This is a genomic window from Marinomonas sp. G8-14 (genome assembly GCF_055808935.1).
In genome coordinates this window covers 1774654-1792747 of sequence record NZ_CM147891.1, presented here as the reverse complement: position 1 = coordinate 1792747, position 18094 = coordinate 1774654, and the positions used below count along the sequence as shown (strand labels likewise).

Below are 18094 nucleotides of genomic sequence, written 5' to 3'. Positions count from 1 at the left end.
CTCCTGTAGGGTGGGGTTATTTTGTGTTTAATTTACCTTGATTGGTCTGCTTTGTGGTTTAATCCAAAGATTCGTTTTCCTTGTAATTACCTTTTCCCTTTAGGCAGGCCGCATGAACATAGATAAATCGAAAAAACGTATCGCAAAGAAAGTCAAAATGGGTTTTAAAGGTTATCCGCAACTTTCCATTGCTTATTTCGGTGACACAAAAGAGATCGCTACAGAAGTCGTGGTGACTTTTACTGCAGAAGAGGGCGCAGAGCCGCAAGCACAGCGTTTTGCAGGACAAAGTGATGTACGCGAAGACGAAGTGATTCAATCGGCCTTAGTGAAAATCATGGAACGCACCGATGCAAAAACGGTATTAGAAGTAGAAGGTGTTTCAATTAAGAGCTAAGACTCTTTTTATTTTTTAAATAATAGGCAGTAGATGCTTGACCTTGGAGTATGCTCCAAGGTCTACACTCTTGTTATAGACTCATAACAGGAGAGATTTATGCGTCACTCATCAGGTAAACATACAGAAAATTGCCAATCTCATTCTTCATGTCAGTGTCACCTTTCTAGTCAATCACAAGCTCATGTTCATCGAGGCTCATTATCATCAAGAGACGAGCGGATCTTGTTGTACAGCGCCAAGTGACGTTTCCTCTTGTTGCGCAAGCGATGATAGTGGCTCAAAAGAAAATCAGTGTTGTTCTTCCAGTGAGGAAGACGACAGTTGCTCTGCCTCTACTAATACAAATGACGATGCCTCTGTAGCGCAAGAAGCCGGAAAGCAAATGTATAGTTGGCGTGTCAGCGGTATGGATTGCGCCAGTTGTGCGCGCTCTATTGAGAAAGCGGTTTCTTCCGTAGAAGGTGTAGTAAGTGCCAATGTGGTTTTCTCTACTGAAAAACTTCGAGTGTCGGTGAATGCTGATGTGTCAGACAAAATTCAAAACGCTGTAAAAGGCATTGGCTTTGACTTAGTTTCTTTGGGTGACAGTGCTGCCAAGCAGCAGAGCCAAAAGTCTACCCACTCTGAACAACAAATGACGTCATGGTTTTCTCGCCAAAAATTAACCGAATACGGTCCGATCGTCGCTTTGGCTGTGCTGATGTTATTGAGCTGGGGGATAGCCCAGTTTAACTCTGTGTTTGGCGAAACGGCTTTTATTGTCACGACCTTGGTTGGCTTAGTCCCCATCATGAAAAAGTCATGGCGCATGATGCGCAGCGGTTCGCCTTTCGCCATTGAAACCCTAATGAGCGTGGCGGCAATCGGCGCGTTATTCATTGGTGCTACGGCAGAAGCGGCCATGGTGTTGTTGCTGTTTATGATTGGCGAGAGCTTGGAATCCTTTGCGGCGAATCGTGCGCGTAAAGGCGTGAGCGCTTTAATGGCTTTGTTGCCGGAGGAAGCGTTGATTATCAAAGATGGCGAGCGCCAAAAAATCGCTATTGTGGATTTACGTCCAGGTGATGAAATTGAAGTATCACCGGGTGAACGCTTGCCGGCGGATGCTGAGCTGTTGTCCGGTATGGCAAGCTTTGATGAAAGCGCTTTGACGGGGGAATCTGTTCCTGTTGAGCGTTCATCTGGTGAAAAAGTGCCAGCAGGGAGTCTGTTGGTCGATAAGGTGGTGCGGCTCAAGGTAGTGTCAAAGCCGGGTAAAAACGCCATAGATCGAATTTTACAGCTTATTGAAGAAGCGGAAGAGCGCCGAGCACCACTTGAGCGCTTCTTAGATAAATTCAGTCGTATTTATACGCCCGTGATCATGCTGATTTCTGTCTTGGTGATCTTGATTCCGCCTTTGGCTTTCGCTCAATCTTGGGATACGTGGATTTATCGCGGTTTGGCTTTGTTACTGATTGGCTGTCCTTGTGCCTTGGTGATTTCGACACCAGCAGCGATAACCTCTGGGTTGGCAGCGGCAACTCGTCGAGGCGCTTTGATTAAAGGGGGCTTGGCGTTAGAGCAGCTTGGTCGAATCAAAACCATCGCTTTCGATAAAACGGGTACGTTAACCGAAGGTAAGCCAAGCGTGACAGATGTGGTGACTTTTCATAACGTTAATGTGAATGATGTATTGGCGGCAGCAGCGTCCGTTGAGATGGGATCGCACCATCCTTTGGCGAAAGCCATTGTGCATTACACCGAACAGCAAGGCGTTGCTTTCGTTCACGCTGATAATCGTAAAACCTTGGCGGGCGTTGGTGTGGAAGGGGATTTTGCGGAAAAGAAAATCAAGATCAGTTCCCCCAGTAAGCTGGATCAGGCTTTAGACGATTCGATTCAACAGCAAGTGATGGGCCTTGAAGAAGAGGGCAAAACAGTCGTTATTGTACTGGAAGACGGTGAGCTAACGGGTTTGATCGCATTACGAGACAGATTGCGTGATGATGCGAAGGCGGCATTGAAAGACTTGGCGGATCTGGGGATTAATGGCGTGATGCTAACGGGGGATAATCCCCGTGCCGCGGCGGCCATTGCCGCAGAGCTGAACATAGATTTTCGTGCGGGTTTATTACCAGAGGACAAGGTCACTGCAGTCACTGAGCTTAACCAACGACAAGCCACCGCCATGGTGGGCGATGGCATCAATGATGCGCCCGCGATGAAAGCGTCTACGATAGGTATTGCCATGGGGAGCGGTACAGACGTGGCGTTAGAAACCGCCGATGCCGCCTTGACCCACAATCGTTTACAAGGCTTGGCTGAGATGATTCGTTTATCCCGCGCGACGAACGTGAATATTCGTCAAAATATTACCATCGCCTTAGGCTTAAAAGCGGTGTTTTTAGTGACAACTTTGTTAGGTATAACGGGGTTGTGGTTGGCGGTGTTGGCGGATTCTGGTGCGACAGCATTGGTGACAGCGAATGCTTTACGCTTGTTGAGAAAGCGCTGAGTAAGGCGTGGTGGTAGTGCCCTAAATGAACCGCCAGTCATAATTATTTCATTTATGTTAATGAAATGGGTAAGAAAAGATTAATAAGCAGCATTGGCGATTTAGTTTTGCGTTGCAGGCTCATTTTTATAGAAAGTTGGTGATAGGATTTCGCACCTTGTGTTTGATGTTGGTCGTAGATAAGGCGATTTGTGCTGGTTTCAATGCATCACAATGCAGTCTTTTTCTGCGGTTAGCCTATATCAATGTCTGATGCTGGTGAAGTGCTTTCAGCCTGTCTTTTTGAAGACAGCCGGTACGTCCTATCATCCAACTATAAAATAATAGATGTTGTTTGCTTTATGAAAAATCAAAATACAGCTCCTGAGAAATCCCTGTCTGCTCCGTTCGTTTATCCGAACATGAAAATTGCGTTTATCCTATTGATTACCTGTTTTGCTGCATGGGGTGTTGCGGCCAACATGACCGATCCATTGGTAAAAGTGTTTAGCAAGATCTTCACCATGAGTACCTTTGAATCCGCTTTAGTGCAGTTTGCCTACTACGGCGCGTATTTTTGTTTAGCGATTCCAGCCGCGTTTATCAATGCGCGTTACTCCTATAAAGCAGGTGTATTGACAGGGTTAGGTTTGGCTATTTTAGGTGCCTTGGCGTTTTATCCTGCCAGCGTGTCGATGACCTATGGTTTCTTTTTGGCGGCCTTATTTATTTTGGCGGCAGGCTTGTCTATTTTAGAAACCTCGGCGAACCCTTTTGTGATGACCATGGGGCCAGAAGGCAGCGCAGCACGTCGTTTGAACTTGGCTCAGGCGTTTAACCCTGTTGGTACTAATATCGGTGTCTTTCTTGCGGCGACCTTGATTCTTCCTAATCTAAACACAGCGTCCGCTGAAGAAAGAGCCAGCATGGCACCAGAAATGCTGTTGAGCATTCGCGCAGATGAATTAAACAGCGTGATGACACCTTATGTTGGTATGGCGTTCGTGTTGATGATTATCTGGGTACTTATCTATTTCATGCGTATCCCTAAATCAGAGAACAAGGTCAATGTTGACGAGGTTCAGACGATTGATTTCATGGCGACTTTAGGTCGGTTGCTGGCAAGAAAGCAATACCGCTGGGGTGTCGTGGCGCAGTTTTTTAATGTGGCCGCGCAAACCTGTACTTGGACTTTTACGATTCAATACGTGCAAGAAACACTGGGCGGTACGGAAGCCAGTGCGTCTGATTACCTACAGTACAGTTTGATTATTTTCTTGATATCGCGTTTTGTGATGACCTGGTTGATGGGCTTTTTCCGTCCCGCTGTGTTGTTGAGCATTTTGGCGCTATTGGGTACGGCTTTGTGTTTGTACGCTGTGATGGTGCCAGACATTTCAGGTGTTTGGGCAATTGTGTCTATTTCGGCTTGTTTGTCTTTGATGTTCCCAACTATTTACAGTATCGCATTGGATGGTCTTGGTAGTGATACTAAGTTTGGTTCAGCTGGTTTAGTCATGGCGATCCTAGGTGGTGCGGTGATGCCACTAGTCCAAGGTGCAACCATTGATGAGTTCGGTGCGATTATTTCTTATGTTGTGCCTGCAGTCTGTTTCTTAGTGGTGGCAGCGTACGGCATGTTCTCAGTGAAAAATACCACGGTTTAATCACTGATAAAAATATCTATAAAGAGCCTCGCTAATGCGGGGCTTTTTTTTGCCTGTGACTTTGTGCCTTAACTTCCTTATCATCCGTTAAGCTGTTGAGGGAGTAGGTTTGTTATGTATTTGTCGAACAGAGCGGAAATATTAGAAGAAGAAAGCCGAGTATTTGCCCATTCTGTGACGCAGTGCGAGTTGCATCATCACGATGCACATGAGTGTTTGTGGGTAGTGAAAGGCCGTATTCGCGTGCAAGTCATGGATGAGATATTTGCTTTACAGGAAGGCGATGTTTTATTTATCAATAAAGCACTGCCTCACGCCACGCAATCTACCGAAGAAGATAATTTGGTGCTCTGCCTGCAACATCATTTTGTTGGCGTGGCTTTGGATAGTCGGCCGGTGAAGGCATGGAGTTTGGTTCAGCAAAATATGTTTCCAAAGATTAAGCAGCTGATGGCGCATCTTTGGTGGGAGCAGCACTATAAAACAGATTATTGGCAACAGGCGCAAACGAGCTTACTTGCTCAGCTTGGTTTGCTGTTTTCTCGTTATTTTCCTGTAACGAGTGTCAATAAAATAGACTCTATGGAATCCACTTTATTAATCAATGATTTGTTACGTCAGATTACTTTGCGCTATCAAGAGCACATTTCTCTGTCTTTACTTGCCGAAGAGCGAGGTCTGTCGGAAGCCTATTTAAGTCGCTATTTTAAAGCCAAAGTAGGCGAAACATTTTTGCGTTATCTGACACTTTATCGGTTAGAAAAGAGCTTGTCAGATCTTGCTCAAAAACCGAAAAAAACCATTTCAGATATCGCTTTAGATCATGGTTTCCCATCTGTTAAAGCCTTTAATATGGCGTTTCGTCGAGAATATGATTGTACGCCAACCGCGTTTCGACTTAAGCGCGAATCGGTGAATTTAGTGGATATTGGTCAAGCCTATGCGGGGGTCGATGTCGTGCTTTTGAAACAGCGAATAATGCCGTGGTTGGATAAGCAATTCTTGTATCTTTAGCGGTCTCTTTTAAAGACTGCTAGTTTGAGAGGACTGGTAAGGTCAAAAAACGGCTAACGAGTAGGTCAAAAATCGGATAGCACCTTTAAGATTAATTCCCATAATGAAACCAAACAATAAATACAAAAAAAGGATTCGTTATGAAGAAGTTGTCGTTTTTCGATAAGGTTAGCTATGGCTTTGGTGACTTAGCCAGTAATGTGGTGTTTACTGCGGTTGGCACCTATTTGATGTTTTTCTACACCGATGTATTTGGTATTTCTGCGGCTTTGGTTGGGACATTATTCTTTGTTACCCGAATGTGGGACGCCATATCCGATCCCATTATGGGTATGATAGGCGATAGAACCCAAACTCGGTTTGGTAAGTTTCGACCTTATTTACTCTATGTGCCTATTCCTTTAGCGATTGTCGCTGTACTCACGTTTACGACACCTGATCTGGATGAATCCGGCAAGATCATCTGGGCGTTTGTCACCTATATTCTATTGATGACACTGTACACAGCCATCAATATTCCTTATTCCTCCTTACCAGCCACCATATCGGATAGCCCAGTTGAGCGTGGTCAAATGGCGTCATTTCGAATGGTATTGGCGTTTACTGGAGCTTTGTTGGTCAACGCAGGCACCCTACCATTGGTGGAGTTTTTTGGTGGCGGTAATAAACAGCAGGGCTTTCAATACACCATGATGTTGCTAAGTGTCATTATGGTGGTGATGTTTTGGCTATGCTTTTCTCGTGTTAAAGAGCGCGTTCCCATGATTAAGCAAAACGCTTCGTTGAAAGACGATTTTGCCGTGGTGATTCAAAATCGAGCTTGGTGGGTGACTATTTTAATGGGCATTCCGCTGTTTACTTTTACCATCATGCCCTTTGCTGTGGGCATGTATTATTTCACCTATATTGTGGGCGATGTTAGCAAGGCGGGTCTGTTTTTTACCATGGCAAGCTTGGGCATGATTGCTGGATCTGCCCTGATGTCGCAATTGGTGAAACGTTATTCAAAGCGCAACTTGGTGATAGCGGGTGCGCTGTTGAGTATGGGGTTGATTAGTCATGTGTACTGGGTTGATCCAGCGGATGTGTATGTAATCTACGCCATTATCTTTTTTAACCAATTAGCGAAAGGCATTGCCGCATCGTCTATCTGGGGATTGGTTGCAGATACCGCAGACTATGTAGAGTGGAAATCGGGCCGTCGTGTGGTGGGGTTGTCGACCAGTTCTGCGACCTTTTCCCATAAATTCGGTATGGGGTTAAGCGGAGCCTTGGTGGGTATCGGTTTGAGTTTTGCTGGTTATCAAGCAGGTGTTGAGCAAACGGCTGAGTCTGCTCAGATGATTTTACTTTTCATGAGTTTGATACCGGCGTTCGGTGCGGGCTGTATTGCATTTATAGCGTATTTTTATCCGATAACGCGAGACATAGAAGACACCATGCAGTCTGAGTTACGAGTGACTCGTGAAGCCAACCAAGCAAATTAAGAAATATGGAGGTTTTTTTATGAATGAATCATTCCGTAACGCACCGTTTTTTCTAGATGACGAAGAGCTTGCTTGGGTGGATGAAACATATTCAGAGCTGACGTTAGAGCAAAAAGTAGGGCAGCTATTTAACCTTATTGTGAGGGCAAATTCGGCGGAGGAGTTGTCTCTTATTGACACCATTCAACCCGGTGCCATTACCAAGTTTGTTGGTCGAGATCTTGATACCGAAGTAAAGATGATGAATCAGCTGCGCAGTCATTCTTTCATTCCGCTTTTGGTGAGTGGTGACCTTGAAGGCGGTGGCATGAGCTTTCCTTTCGGTGCTCAAGTACCAAACCAGCTTGGTCTTGCTGGGTTAAAAGATGAGAGTGCGGTGGAGTATTGTACTAAAGTGATTGCGCAAGAAGCGAAACTGCTTGGCGTTAACTGGTCATTTACTCCTGTTGTCGATATTAATGCTAAGTTTCGTAGCGCAGTCGTAGGAACTCGATCTTACGGTAGCGATGTTGATGTTATCGAAAGTATGAGCCGCTCGAATATTACTACTTTCCAAAAAAACGGTATTGCAGCAACGGCAAAGCATTGGCCGGGAGAAGGCTTTGACGATCGTGATCAGCATTTAGTCACGACAGTAAACCCATTAACTATGTCTGAATGGGAAGAGCGTTATGGACGACTTTATCGTAGTGCGATTGACAGCAATGTGATGTCGATTATGTCGGCGCACATTGCGTTGCCTGAGTACGTAAAATCCCATGATGACAACCCTGAAGAATGGTGGCGACCAGCCAGTGTAAGCAAATTACTTAATGAAAAACTGCTGCGTGGTGAGTTGGGCTTTAATGGCTTAATTGTGTCAGATGCGTCTGTGATGGCTGGTTTGAGTAGCTGGGCGAAACGTGAAAACGTGGTGGCTGAGGTTATTGAAAACGGTTGTGACATGTTGTTGTTTTGCAAGGATCCAGTCGAGGATTATGCGTTTCTGTTAAAAGCGGTTCGTGACGGTCGAGTATCGGAAGCTCGTTTAGAGCAAGCTGTGATGCGTATTTTGGCGATGAAGGCGGCGTTGGGTTTGCATGAAAAACAACAAGAGGTCAGTGTCAGCCAATTTAATGATCTTCTTGCATCGAATTACGCAGATCGTATTCCTGAGCTAAATCGTCGCACGGTGCATTTAGTGAAAAATCGCCATGGTATTTTGCCGATTAATTTAGAACGTCACAAACGTGTGTTGATTATTTCTACAGGTATACGGCATGTTTTTAGTCCTGAGCCTGCACCATTGAATGTGGCTAGCATGCTGAAAAGTGAGGGCTTTGATGTCACAGAGTTTCAAGCAGGAATGGCATTAAATGTGAAAGAGTATGATTTGTTACTCTATCTTAACGCCGATGAGTCCATGTTGGTGAAGTCGCATATTTATATTGATTGGATGGCATTACATAATGGTTTTGGTAATGCCATGTATCGTCCTTGGGTGGATATTCCAACGGTGATGGTGTCCTTTGGTCATCCGTATCTTTTGTATGATGCACCTAAAGTACCTGTCTACATTAATGCTTATAGTCCTTTATTGGAGGTTCAGAAGGCCGTCGTGGAAGGCTTGTTGGGACGATTAAGATTTAATACTGATGCCGCTATTGATCCGTTTTGTGGGTTAGAGCAACTGCGTTATTGATCGATGGGTGTTTTGATGAAAAGAGCTTGTGTGTTTTATGCATACAGGCTCTTTTTGTTTGCTGACTTTGTGTTTCAACTCGCTTATGATGATCCATTGTGGTGCAAAGCCACCGCTCTGATTGGAAGAGTGAGCGCTATAAACACAAGGAAGGTTTCTTGCCGGAGCAAATTCTCCTTCCATTATACTTTTTACACACTGGAAAAATCTCTGAATCAAGTCGTAGGTGACTCGCTTACTTACGGCTTTTTTCTATTTTAAGTAATGGGTTAAGCTAAGATAAAGAAAAGGTAGATTATGATGCAAAGACCACAAATAACCATTTCATCATTAGATGCTGTGAGACTTGAGAAAATACTGGATTCGCTCAGCTATGCGCAATTTCCTAACAAAGATGATTTGCAGGAGGAAATTAACCGTGCCGACATTGTTGAGCCACAAGAAATGCCAGACAATATTGTGACGATGAATTCGACTGTGACCTTTAAAGTCTTATCTTCAGGCAAGGCGTTTTCAAAGACTTTGGTTTACCCAAAAGACGCTAATGGCGCTGAAGATACTGTGTCGGTTTTAGCGCCTGTTGGCAGTGCCTTACTGGGTTTAAAAGAGGGCGATCAAATCGACTGGCCAAAGCCAAATGGTGATCTCCTGTCGGTTGCTATTATCAAAGTGGAGTATCAGCCTGAACGTGATGGTGAGTTCCAGCGGTAGGAATTTGTGCTTGTAGTATTGTTATTTTGACAATAAAAAATAACCCCTTACAATGCGTTGGGGTTATTTTTTAGGGTTGCTTGATATTGTTAGTTAACCTTAATTTTATGCTTTTCAGCCGATTGCTGAAGGCGCTCTTTAATGATGGGGGCAATGCTTTCAAGAGGCGCTGAATCAAGCATATCTTGGTGTCTACAAGGAATGCTATGTGTTTCTATCTTGCCCGTTATTCTTGAAGACCAAGCATTGGCTTGATGCTCTAGAATATTGCCCATTGAGCCATTCACACTTTCTTCTGCGATGAAGAAGAGTAGATCCCCATCGACTTTGCCTGGTTTAAAGCGGCCAGCTAGCTCAAGGTTGTTTTCAATGATGGCTTGTACTCTGTCCATAATGTCAGCTTGGCTCTTCTGCATGTCTTGTACAACAGACATAGAAGAGTCATCGTAGTCGCGCCATAACAGAGAGGCCAGCTCTTCTTTATTAATTGGCAGATTATCCAATGTGCTGATGTCGTAACCTAGGAACAGTAGGGCAGCTCTAACGATATCGGCTTCATTCTTAGGTTGCTGATAGTCAAGTTTATATGGGTAGCTGTCCATCATGCACAAGAAGGATACGCTTTCACCTTCGGCTTGTAGCTGTTCGGCAATAGAGTGTGCAACAAGACCACCAAAAGACCAGCCAAGAAGTCGGTAAGGCCCTTCTGGTTGTACTTGTTTGATTTGTTGTAAGTACTCTGCTGCCATTTCTTCAACGGAATTAGGTAAGCGTATTGCGTGTCGCAACCCTTTTGCCTGAAGACCATAAAGTGGCGTGGTTTTAGGCAAATGACGTAGAAGGCCAGCATAACCCCAAGATAATCCTAGAGCAGGGTGAATACAGAATAGAGCTGCATCGGTGCCGCTTGATTTAATTGGCAATGTGCTAATCATAGGATCCCAGTCGTCGCTTTGACTTAGGTGCTCTGATAAATCGGCAATAGTGGATGCTTTAAATAGCACGCCTAAAGGCACTTCAATTTGTAGGTTTTTTTGAATGTGATTTAAAATTCGTGTTGCAGATATGGAGTCTCCGCCGATTTCAAAGAAATTATCGCGAATCCCCACAAGTGTTAAGCCAAGTGTTTCGGCCCAGAGATTGGTTAGCATTTCTTCTAATTGGTTACGAGGTGGTTCGTAGCTGTTTGTTGCCTGCCAACTTGGTTGCGGTAGCGCCTTACGATCCACTTTGCCATTAGGTGTTAATGGCATTTCATTCAATAATATGAAGTGAGGTGGTACCATGTAATCTGGCAAGACATTGATCAGTTGTCGACGCAGTTCGCTGGTGTCTAAATTACTATCAACCGGCACAATATAAGCGACCAATTGCTTATCATCATTTGGTGACGCTTGGGCAATCACAATGGCTTGGATGACTTCACGGCACGCAAGCAAAGCGGATTCAATATCCCCAATTTCAATGCGGAAACCGCGGATTTTTATCTGATGATCATCACGGCCTTGATATTCTAGGACGCCATCTTGGCGCCAGCGTGCTTTGTCGCCCGTTACATACAGTCGGCTACCTTCTTCACCAAAAGGGTTTGCAATGAAACGTTCATTAGTAATATCTGGGCGTTTATAATAACCGCGAGCTAAGCCTTTACCTGCAATATATAAATCTCCTGTGACACCCACAGGAACGGGTTCTAATGCATGGTCTAAAACATACATCTGAGTGTTTAGTAGAGGGCGGCCAATGGGGGGTGTCGTAGGTCTTTTGTTTCAACAAGCGGCATGATACTTGACCATATCGTCGTTTCAGTTGGGCCATAGACGTTGAGTACTGGATGTCCTAACTGAGACATAGCTTGTGCAAGTTGTCCAGGTAAGGCTTCTCCGCCGACCAAAGAGCGAATGCCTTTTAGTTCCTTGCTGTGAGCGGGTAATAAGGCTTGCCAAAGAGATGGTGTGGCTTGAAGTAATGTGACGCCTTCTTGAACTGCAAGTGTTGTTAATGCTTGTGGGTCTCGAACGGTTTTTCTATCTGCTATCACAACAGATGTACCAACAGTAAGAGGTAGGAATAGTTCAAGGATAGAAATATCGAATGAAATGGTCGTAACAGCCAAGAATTTATCTTTACTTGTAAGGTTGAGCCTCTTTTTGCATGGCGTATAAGAAATTTATCAAAGCACTATGCGGAATTTCTACACCTTTTGGTCGTCCAGTAGAGCCCGATGTATAGATGACATAAGCGGGGCTGTTTCCGGAAATGGTTAGCTCAGTAGGATGACAAGCATTATTGTTTAATGAAATATCTGAATGTGGGTCGTCGATGAGCATTATTGGTGGTGAGACGTTAGGTAAATGTTCGATGGCCTCATGACAACTGAGTATTAATTTGGGCTGGGCGTCTTCGAGTATGCTGCGAAGGCGCTCCTCTGGAAAATCTGGATCCAGTGGTAAATAGGCAGCTCCGGCTTTTAGTGTGCCCAGTAACGCCACTAGCATGTTGCTATTACGAGTGAGCGCAATCGCTACCAAATCACCTGAACCTATGTGCTCACTGATCAGTTTGTTTGCCCACGCATTAGACAAAGCATCCAGTTCTGAATAGGTAAATTTACTTTGTTCAGAAGAGACCGCGATGGCAGTTGGCGTGCGAAGTACTTGGTCTCTAAAGGCTTCAACTATGGACTGTTGTGGAATCGAATAAGCGGTATTGTTCCAAGTATGCAGAATTTTATGGCGCTCATCCTCTGATAGTAATGTGGCTTTACTGATTGCGTCGTTTGGTGCAGCAAGCATTCCGTTGATCAGACGTTCAAATTGTGCAAGATGGTTTTCTAGTTCATGCTCTGTGTAGCGGTTAGGATTCGCATCGAATTCTACTTTTAGACCATTGTTGTCATGTCGATCGAAGATAAACACCGTTAAATCATCAATTAAAGCATTGCTTAAGTTATGCAAAGACGTTTTGCAATCGCCAAAGGTCAAATCGTAATCAAAAGGTTCAATGTTGACCCCTAAAGAGGCTATTTGTTGTCCTGCAGAAATGAGTTCTCAAGTTCGCGCTTGAGATCTTCATAGCGATACTGTTGGTGTCTTAGAGCATTCAGTACAACCTTAGACACTTGTTTGATGAGCTGTTCCAGTGTTATCTCTGTGGTTAAATGTAGGCGAATTGGTACGGCATTGGCCATCATTCCTGGAATACTGCGTTGCAAGCGATTGGTTCTTGCCGTTACAGGCATAGCAAAAACTAAGTCATCAGCTCCTGTCACACGATAAAAATACGCCGCCACTAAAGCGATAAGGGTTTGCGGTAAACTGGCACCTACATGTTGTGCAAGCGTCGATAATGTATTAGTTAATGCCTGTGATAAATGCACATTTTTGCGCAGCTGTTTTTGATCGGATGGTGTGATTCTTTGTGAGAGCGAAGTGGTTTCTGGTAAGTTGATTAGATTTCCTAGCCAGTATTGCCGGTCTTTTTTGTAACGCTTAGAGGATTTATACTCATACTCACTTTCTATAAGTGCTTTTAAAGAGCCAAACGGGTTTTCTTCCTCGTTATGGTTGGTGAGTTTCGCTTGGTATATGTCAGTAAGTCTTTTGGTCAGTAAATTTCCTCCAAAGCCATCTAATGCAACATGGTGACAGCGGTGGTACCAGTAATAATGTTGTTCGCTGATTTTTATCAAAGCACTCAACCATAACCTATCATTAGGTTGGGTGAGTGGTTGTTGCATGTCATCTTTCATCCATTGCATGGCTGTCTGATGGGGATTGTTAGTAGAACTGACGTCAAAGACACAGAAGTAGTTATCGTCTGCTTCGTCGATGATTTGCATCAGTTGATCGTCCTTTTCGACGATACGAGTACGAATACACTCCGCTTCTTTAATTAATTGCTGAATGGCATCGGTAAAGCAATCGACATTAAGAGCGCCTTGTATCTCTATGTATTCAGCGATATTAAAGGCTGCATTTTTAGAAGAGAGTTTTTGAGCAATCCATTGTCCGCGCTGTGCGGTGGAAAGAGGTAAGGTTAGTGATTGTTTTAACGCAGTATTTTTTGAATCATAGGGGGGATTTTGGGTGTTAATCATCACTTGCTCCTGCAAAAAACATAATCCGTGTAAAGTACGTGATTAATTTGTACTTAATTTTTACATAACTTAACATGAATCAATTCATTGGTTAAGTGTATCTGAGATAATTTACATATATATGAATTTAATAAGTATGGGAAAATTTACCTACACAAGTTTATAACAGGTGGACTCGCTCTAAGATGAAAGAGCGATATTCTGTTCTTTTGTCTGGTTTGAGACCTGTATAAATAACAACATACCTGACAACGCACCAGCACAGGCTAAGCCAAGCCAAATCCAGTTATGATTAACCTCAGTAGAAGACAGTAGCCAACCTGTGCTGATATTGCCAGCAAAGGCATACAATCCGCCAATACAGGAATAGAGGCCATAGTGACTGCCTAATTCCTTTGGGGAACAGAACGTAGGCACATAAGCGCCTAATAGTGGAAACACTAGCATGGAGCCAACACTAAAAAAGATGGCGCAAATGATAAAAGGTAAGGCGGGAAGCCATGACACACTGCCCATCAGCCACAGATAGCCTGACCCCATTATCGTCATGCCCAATCCCATTCCTCGAGCGGTGCCTAAATGGGATTCTACAAAGCGGCTGACCGGCATTTGCATTAATACGCCCATGATTGACGACGTGGCAAAGACCCAGGTGATGATACTGACATCTTGGGTCACGACACGAATCTCATGAGGAATGGCAATGTAGAGCTGATGAAATAATAACTGATACATTGAGCCGCATAATACGAACTGCATGAAAGCTTTGTGCGTTAGCATTCGCCCCCACTGCTGCCAAAATGGTTGATTAGGTATGGTAGAAAGTGCTTTTTGAGAAGCAAGCTCAGGCAAGAATCGCCATTGAATGATCAGCAGTATGGTAAATAATCCGGCTGACATTAAACCGACTAAAGCAAAATCGATGTACAGTAAGGATAATCCTAGTAATGGCCCTAATAGCATGCCAGCTTCAGAGGTAAGGTTCTGCAATGCGAACACTTTACTTCGGGCTTTTTGTTCGGGATATTCTGAGGCCAAATACGCTTGGCTACTGGGAGTAAAGAGTGCACCAGCAAAGCCAGAACAAAATGCACCTAACAGTAATACAGGGATACTTTGACCGACACCCAACAATGCAAAACCAATAATGCGAACGGCGCAACCGAGAAGAATTAAGCGCTTGTAGCCTAATCGGTCGCCCAGTGTCCCTCCGACTAAAAACAGACCCTGTTGGCTTAATACTCTAAGTCCAATGATCACACCAACATACCAGCCATTGATACCTAGATTATGCTCTAGATGGTCGGCTAGGTAAGGTAACAACATATAAAAACCAAGGTTAAAAGTAAAACCATTGATAACCAAGACTTGACCCGCAGGTGACAGCAAGCGCCAGTCTTTTAAAAAGTGTCTTAAAGGCATATGGTACGTTTAGATTGTAAGTTGTGTGGTTGCAAGGTGGGCTTCTGTGGTGTGAAACCAGGTCGAATGGTTCTAATAAAGGGAATGCCATAACTGTCTTTGGTGACTTCGGCATTGACATCATAAACCTCTTTCACCAAGGCAGGCGTTAGAATATCGCTTGGATGACCACTGGCCACCACATGACCATTTTTTAACACTAATAAGTTGTCGGCGTATTGGGCGGCTAGGTTAAGGTCATGGAGCACCATTAATGTGACCCAGCTCTGTTGTTTGGTTTGTGTGTCCAAATGGTCTAATAAGACATGCTGAAAATGCAGGTCTAATGCACTGACAGGCTCATCCAACATCAGGATTTTAGGGTTTCTCATCAAGGCTTGAGCGAACAAAATCATCTGGCATTGTCCGCCACTCAGTTTATTCACTGGGCGGTTAGCAAGGTGTAATAAGCCAATTTTTTCTAGCGCTGTTAGAGCCTGTTTGATCAGCGAATTGTCTAATCGTAAGCCTAAAGCGTTTAATTGCCCCAATAACACAACTTCAAGCACACTGAGGCTCTATATCAAGCCGAATGTCTTGCGGCATGTAACCAAATTGCTCACGCCAGCGCGAAATTTGTTTACGTTTCAGCGAAGTATCACGGAAAGAAATGTCACCAGAGGTTGGTTGAATATCACCAAAGAGGGTTTTTAATAAGGTGCTCTTACCTGTACCGTTGGGCCCAATAATAACGTGTACTTTTCCAGGTTCGAGTGAAAAAGACATGTCTTTAGCAAGGATTAGAGTATCCAACGTCACATTAAGCTTGTTGACTTGAAGCATGGGTTAGCGCCTCTTTCCTAGAATCAGCCAAAAGAAGAAAGGCACACCTATAATTGCGGTGACAATACCGATAGGGAATAGCGCGCCAGGGACGATGATTTTTGACAAAACAGAGGCGCTAGATAAAAGAAAAGCACCAATTAAAAACGACAAGGGTAAGAAAAAACGCTGATCTTCACCCACTAAAATCTTGGCAATATTGGGAGCGACAATACCGATAAAGCCAATGATACCGACAAAGCTGGTTACCGTGGCGGTCATTAAAGCGACAATGAAAAGGGTTTTTAGGCGTAATCGGCTCACGTTTACTCCTAAGCTCTTAGCTCTTTCTTCCCCTAATCGCAATGCGGTCAATTTCCATGCATCACGAATCAAGAAAAATATACAGACAGAAGTGATGCCAGCAATAATCGATAAGTTTGACCAAGATGCTTTGGATAAACTGCCGAACAGCCAGAATAAAATCTGCTGGCTTAATTCTGGGGAAGAGACAAATTGCACCAAGGATAACAAAGATTGAAATAGGAACAGTAAGGCGATCCCAGCAAGAATTAGCTGACCTGAGCTAATGTGCCTCATGGTGGCTAAAGCAAATAAAAAGGCAGCAGCCAGCATACAGCAGACAAAAGCGCCTAAAGGAACCGCCACATTTGCATTCAGTCCCAATGAACCAAAATAGAGAGTAAGTGCCGCGCCAAACCCAGCAGCGGCCGCCATGCCAAGCGTATACGGGCTGGCCATAGGGTTGTTTAATAGAGTTTGCATTTCGGCACCGCCAACGCCTAGTACTCCACCGACAATGACTGCCATTATGGCAATGGGTAAACGTAGACTGGAGACAATGACTTTGGTTGTGGGGTCGACTTCGACAGGGAAGCCAATTAAATGCAGTAGAGCATTGGCAACCTCTTTGACATTCAGTAAGGATGGTCCTGTCGCAATATCCAATACAAAAGAAGTGACTAACACAATGAGCAGAATGCCAATAACAGACCAGCGACGCTTTTCGCTTCGTCGCTGGTTTGAAATAGCATCAGAAAGTAGGTCTGATTGCATAAATTATCTATCTGTTGGAACGTATCCTGACAGATTTTACTCCGTAATGTTGACGGTGAAAGTACCCATTGGGGTAACCGGAAGGTATTTCTTATAAAAATCCAAATAGTTTTGTTCTGGGTTCACGTCTTTAAACAAGCTTGGGTACATGGATTTTGCCATGAACTGAACCATAGAAGCATCAAGAATAGTACGAGAAGCTCCATGATACAGTCCAAAAACCCTGTTGTTTTCCACGGCTGGCATATGAGTCCAACCAGGGCGTTGCGTAAATCCTTTTAAGCGTGAAATAGCGAGTTTTCGATCAATTCCCTGTCCCATAGGAAGTGCATTACCCTCTATGCCAGATTCGGTGCCACTAAGGAAAACCACCTCAGGCTTTGAGGCCAAGACTTGCTCTGGATTCATAGGTCCCCACCATTCAACAAAGGGCGCGGCAATATTATCACCACTTAACATGGTAATCAGCGCTCCCCACATGTTTTTGCCAAAGGTAAAGCTGTATTGCTCTGGTCCCTTATTGGCAAACTCGACGTAAGTGCGAGGTTTTGGTAAATTTGAAGCTTGTATTGTTTCTAGGGTGGATTCAATAGTTTGCTGGTAATCATCGGCTATTTCTTTAGCGCGTTTTTCTTGTCCTGTTAACTGGCCAATGAGCTGAGTACTTTTGATATGGCGATCCAGCGTTTGCGCATTGTAATCCACAACCACAATTGGAATACCGGCTTCTTCAAGACGATCCACATCCGTTCCTAACCCCTGATATTGCCAATCCGCTAATAGAATGACGGTAGGTTTAAGGCTCAATATTTTTTCAATGGAAAAGGTTTGCGCCTCTATTTCACCTATGTCAGGTATATCTTTTAAAGATGGACGATACTCCGTGTAAAGATTCCAACTCGCTGGGCGCCATCCTTCCCAAGTATCTCGAGACAGACCTACTACATGGTCAAAGGCTTTTTCTGTACCGATTGCCATATAATCTTCAGCGTAGAAACCTAATATCACGCGCTTAGCAGGTAGATCTACCTCCACTTGCCTATCCAATACATCATTAATAACCGTTACTTTTGCTTCCAGTGAACCTGCAAAAGTAGATAAGCCTAATACCAGTGTAAGCAGCGAACGTAGAGCCATCAACCGTATCCTTTTATTGAGAATGATTTTTGTTTGGCATCTTACTGATAGGCCAGAAATTATCAAGAACTTTAATTAAGATTTGAGGTGTATTTAAGAATCATTACTTAATGGTAGATGGG

The 18094-nt window shown here is 44.1% G+C and carries 14 protein-coding genes and 1 pseudogene; 7 read left to right on the top strand and 8 right to left on the bottom strand.

Translation table 11 applies throughout. From position 1 onward, the window contains the following. Window positions 1-112: 112 nt before the first annotated feature. The 7 genes from AC0L6V_RS09155 to rnk all read left to right on the top strand — a co-directional run bounded on the left by AC0L6V_RS09155 (window position 113) and on the right by rnk (window position 9436). A complete protein-coding gene (locus tag AC0L6V_RS09155) occupies window positions 113-397 on the top strand; it encodes a hypothetical protein (RefSeq protein WP_265219081.1) in 285 nt (94 codons plus the stop codon). Between the two features lie 184 nt (window positions 398-581). Then, a complete protein-coding gene (locus AC0L6V_RS09150; RefSeq protein WP_265219082.1) occupies window positions 582-2897 on the top strand; it encodes a zinc/cadmium/mercury/lead-transporting ATPase in 2316 nt (771 codons plus the stop codon). A 341-nt stretch (window positions 2898-3238) separates the two neighbouring features. Then, window positions 3239-4543: an L-fucose:H+ symporter permease gene (gene fucP, locus AC0L6V_RS09145; RefSeq protein WP_265219084.1), complete on the top strand. Its 1305-nt coding sequence runs from the start codon at window positions 3239-3241 to the stop codon at window positions 4541-4543. A gap of 114 nt (window positions 4544-4657) precedes the next feature. Further along, entirely contained in the window at window positions 4658-5557 is a 900-nt protein-coding gene (locus tag AC0L6V_RS09140) for an AraC family transcriptional regulator (RefSeq protein WP_265219086.1), read from the top strand. Window positions 5558-5697: 140 nt separating this feature from the next. Further along, on the top strand, window positions 5698-7044 hold the full coding sequence (locus tag AC0L6V_RS09135; RefSeq protein WP_265219088.1) for an MFS transporter: 1347 nt from the start codon (window positions 5698-5700) through the stop codon (window positions 7042-7044). Between the two features lie 19 nt (window positions 7045-7063). Next, on the top strand, window positions 7064-8725 hold the full coding sequence (locus tag AC0L6V_RS09130) for a glycoside hydrolase family 3 protein (RefSeq protein WP_265219089.1): 1662 nt from the start codon (window positions 7064-7066) through the stop codon (window positions 8723-8725). Window positions 8726-9022: 297 nt separating this feature from the next. Next, a complete protein-coding gene (rnk, locus tag AC0L6V_RS09125; protein ID WP_265219090.1) occupies window positions 9023-9436 on the top strand; it encodes a nucleoside diphosphate kinase regulator in 414 nt (137 codons plus the stop codon). An 89-nt stretch (window positions 9437-9525) separates the two neighbouring features. Here rnk and AC0L6V_RS09120 read toward each other — a convergent pair whose 3' ends face one another. The 8 genes and pseudogenes from AC0L6V_RS09120 to AC0L6V_RS09085 all read right to left on the bottom strand — a co-directional run bounded on the left by AC0L6V_RS09120 (window position 9526) and on the right by AC0L6V_RS09085 (window position 17972). Continuing rightward, the gene (locus AC0L6V_RS09120) at window positions 9526-11154 is read right to left on the bottom strand and encodes a thioesterase domain-containing protein (RefSeq protein WP_418138955.1); all 1629 of its coding nucleotides are present in this window, start codon (window positions 11152-11154) and stop codon (window positions 9526-9528) included. A gap of 8 nt (window positions 11155-11162) precedes the next feature. Further along, window positions 11163-12231, bottom strand: a pseudogene (locus AC0L6V_RS09115) (AMP-binding protein). A gap of 227 nt (window positions 12232-12458) precedes the next feature. Next, the gene (locus tag AC0L6V_RS09110; RefSeq protein WP_418138954.1) at window positions 12459-13535 is read right to left on the bottom strand and encodes a condensation domain-containing protein; all 1077 of its coding nucleotides are present in this window, start codon (window positions 13533-13535) and stop codon (window positions 12459-12461) included. 180 nt (window positions 13536-13715) lie between these two features. Continuing rightward, window positions 13716-14957, bottom strand: a complete 1242-nt coding sequence (locus AC0L6V_RS09105) for an MFS transporter (RefSeq protein ID WP_265219094.1) — start codon at window positions 14955-14957, stop codon at window positions 13716-13718. Further along, complete coding sequence (locus tag AC0L6V_RS09100; protein ID WP_418138953.1) at window positions 14948-15505, bottom strand: ABC transporter ATP-binding protein; 558 nt, start codon at window positions 15503-15505, stop codon at window positions 14948-14950. The genes AC0L6V_RS09105 and AC0L6V_RS09100 overlap by 10 nt, the downstream gene beginning before the upstream one ends. Then, the gene (locus AC0L6V_RS09095; protein WP_418138952.1) at window positions 15498-15779 is read right to left on the bottom strand and encodes an ATP-binding cassette domain-containing protein; all 282 of its coding nucleotides are present in this window, start codon (window positions 15777-15779) and stop codon (window positions 15498-15500) included. The genes AC0L6V_RS09100 and AC0L6V_RS09095 overlap by 8 nt, the downstream gene beginning before the upstream one ends. Window positions 15780-15782: 3 nt before the next feature. Further along, entirely contained in the window at window positions 15783-16835 is a 1053-nt protein-coding gene (locus AC0L6V_RS09090; protein ID WP_265219098.1) for a FecCD family ABC transporter permease, read from the bottom strand. A gap of 36 nt (window positions 16836-16871) precedes the next feature. Then, window positions 16872-17972: an ABC transporter substrate-binding protein gene (locus AC0L6V_RS09085; protein ID WP_409419699.1), complete on the bottom strand. Its 1101-nt coding sequence runs from the start codon at window positions 17970-17972 to the stop codon at window positions 16872-16874. Window positions 17973-18094 lie beyond the last annotated feature (122 nt).

What these genes read in the sequence shown, in the direction of transcription:
- AC0L6V_RS09155 (WP_265219081.1), top strand. Translation starts at nt 113, where the DNA reads ATGAACATAGATAAATCGAAAAAACGTATCGCAAAGAAAGTCAAAATG.
- AC0L6V_RS09150 (WP_265219082.1), top strand. Translation starts at nt 582, where the DNA reads ATGTTCATCGAGGCTCATTATCATCAAGAGACGAGCGGATCTTGTTGT.
- fucP (WP_265219084.1), top strand. Translation starts at nt 3,239, where the DNA reads ATGAAAAATCAAAATACAGCTCCTGAGAAATCCCTGTCTGCTCCGTTC.
- AC0L6V_RS09140 (WP_265219086.1), top strand. Translation starts at nt 4,658, where the DNA reads ATGTATTTGTCGAACAGAGCGGAAATATTAGAAGAAGAAAGCCGAGTA.
- AC0L6V_RS09135 (WP_265219088.1), top strand. Translation starts at nt 5,698, where the DNA reads ATGAAGAAGTTGTCGTTTTTCGATAAGGTTAGCTATGGCTTTGGTGAC.
- AC0L6V_RS09130 (WP_265219089.1), top strand. Translation starts at nt 7,064, where the DNA reads ATGAATGAATCATTCCGTAACGCACCGTTTTTTCTAGATGACGAAGAG.
- rnk (WP_265219090.1), top strand. Translation starts at nt 9,023, where the DNA reads ATGATGCAAAGACCACAAATAACCATTTCATCATTAGATGCTGTGAGA.
- AC0L6V_RS09120 (WP_418138955.1), bottom strand. Translation starts at nt 11,154, where the DNA reads ATGTATGTTTTAGACCATGCATTAGAACCCGTTCCTGTGGGTGTCACA.
- AC0L6V_RS09110 (WP_418138954.1), bottom strand. Translation starts at nt 13,535, where the DNA reads ATGATTAACACCCAAAATCCCCCCTATGATTCAAAAAATACTGCGTTA.
- AC0L6V_RS09105 (WP_265219094.1), bottom strand. Translation starts at nt 14,957, where the DNA reads ATGCCTTTAAGACACTTTTTAAAAGACTGGCGCTTGCTGTCACCTGCG.
- AC0L6V_RS09095 (WP_418138952.1), bottom strand. Translation starts at nt 15,779, where the DNA reads ATGCTTCAAGTCAACAAGCTTAATGTGACGTTGGATACTCTAATCCTT.
- AC0L6V_RS09090 (WP_265219098.1), bottom strand. Translation starts at nt 16,835, where the DNA reads ATGCAATCAGACCTACTTTCTGATGCTATTTCAAACCAGCGACGAAGC.
- AC0L6V_RS09085 (WP_409419699.1), bottom strand. Translation starts at nt 17,972, where the DNA reads ATGGCTCTACGTTCGCTGCTTACACTGGTATTAGGCTTATCTACTTTT.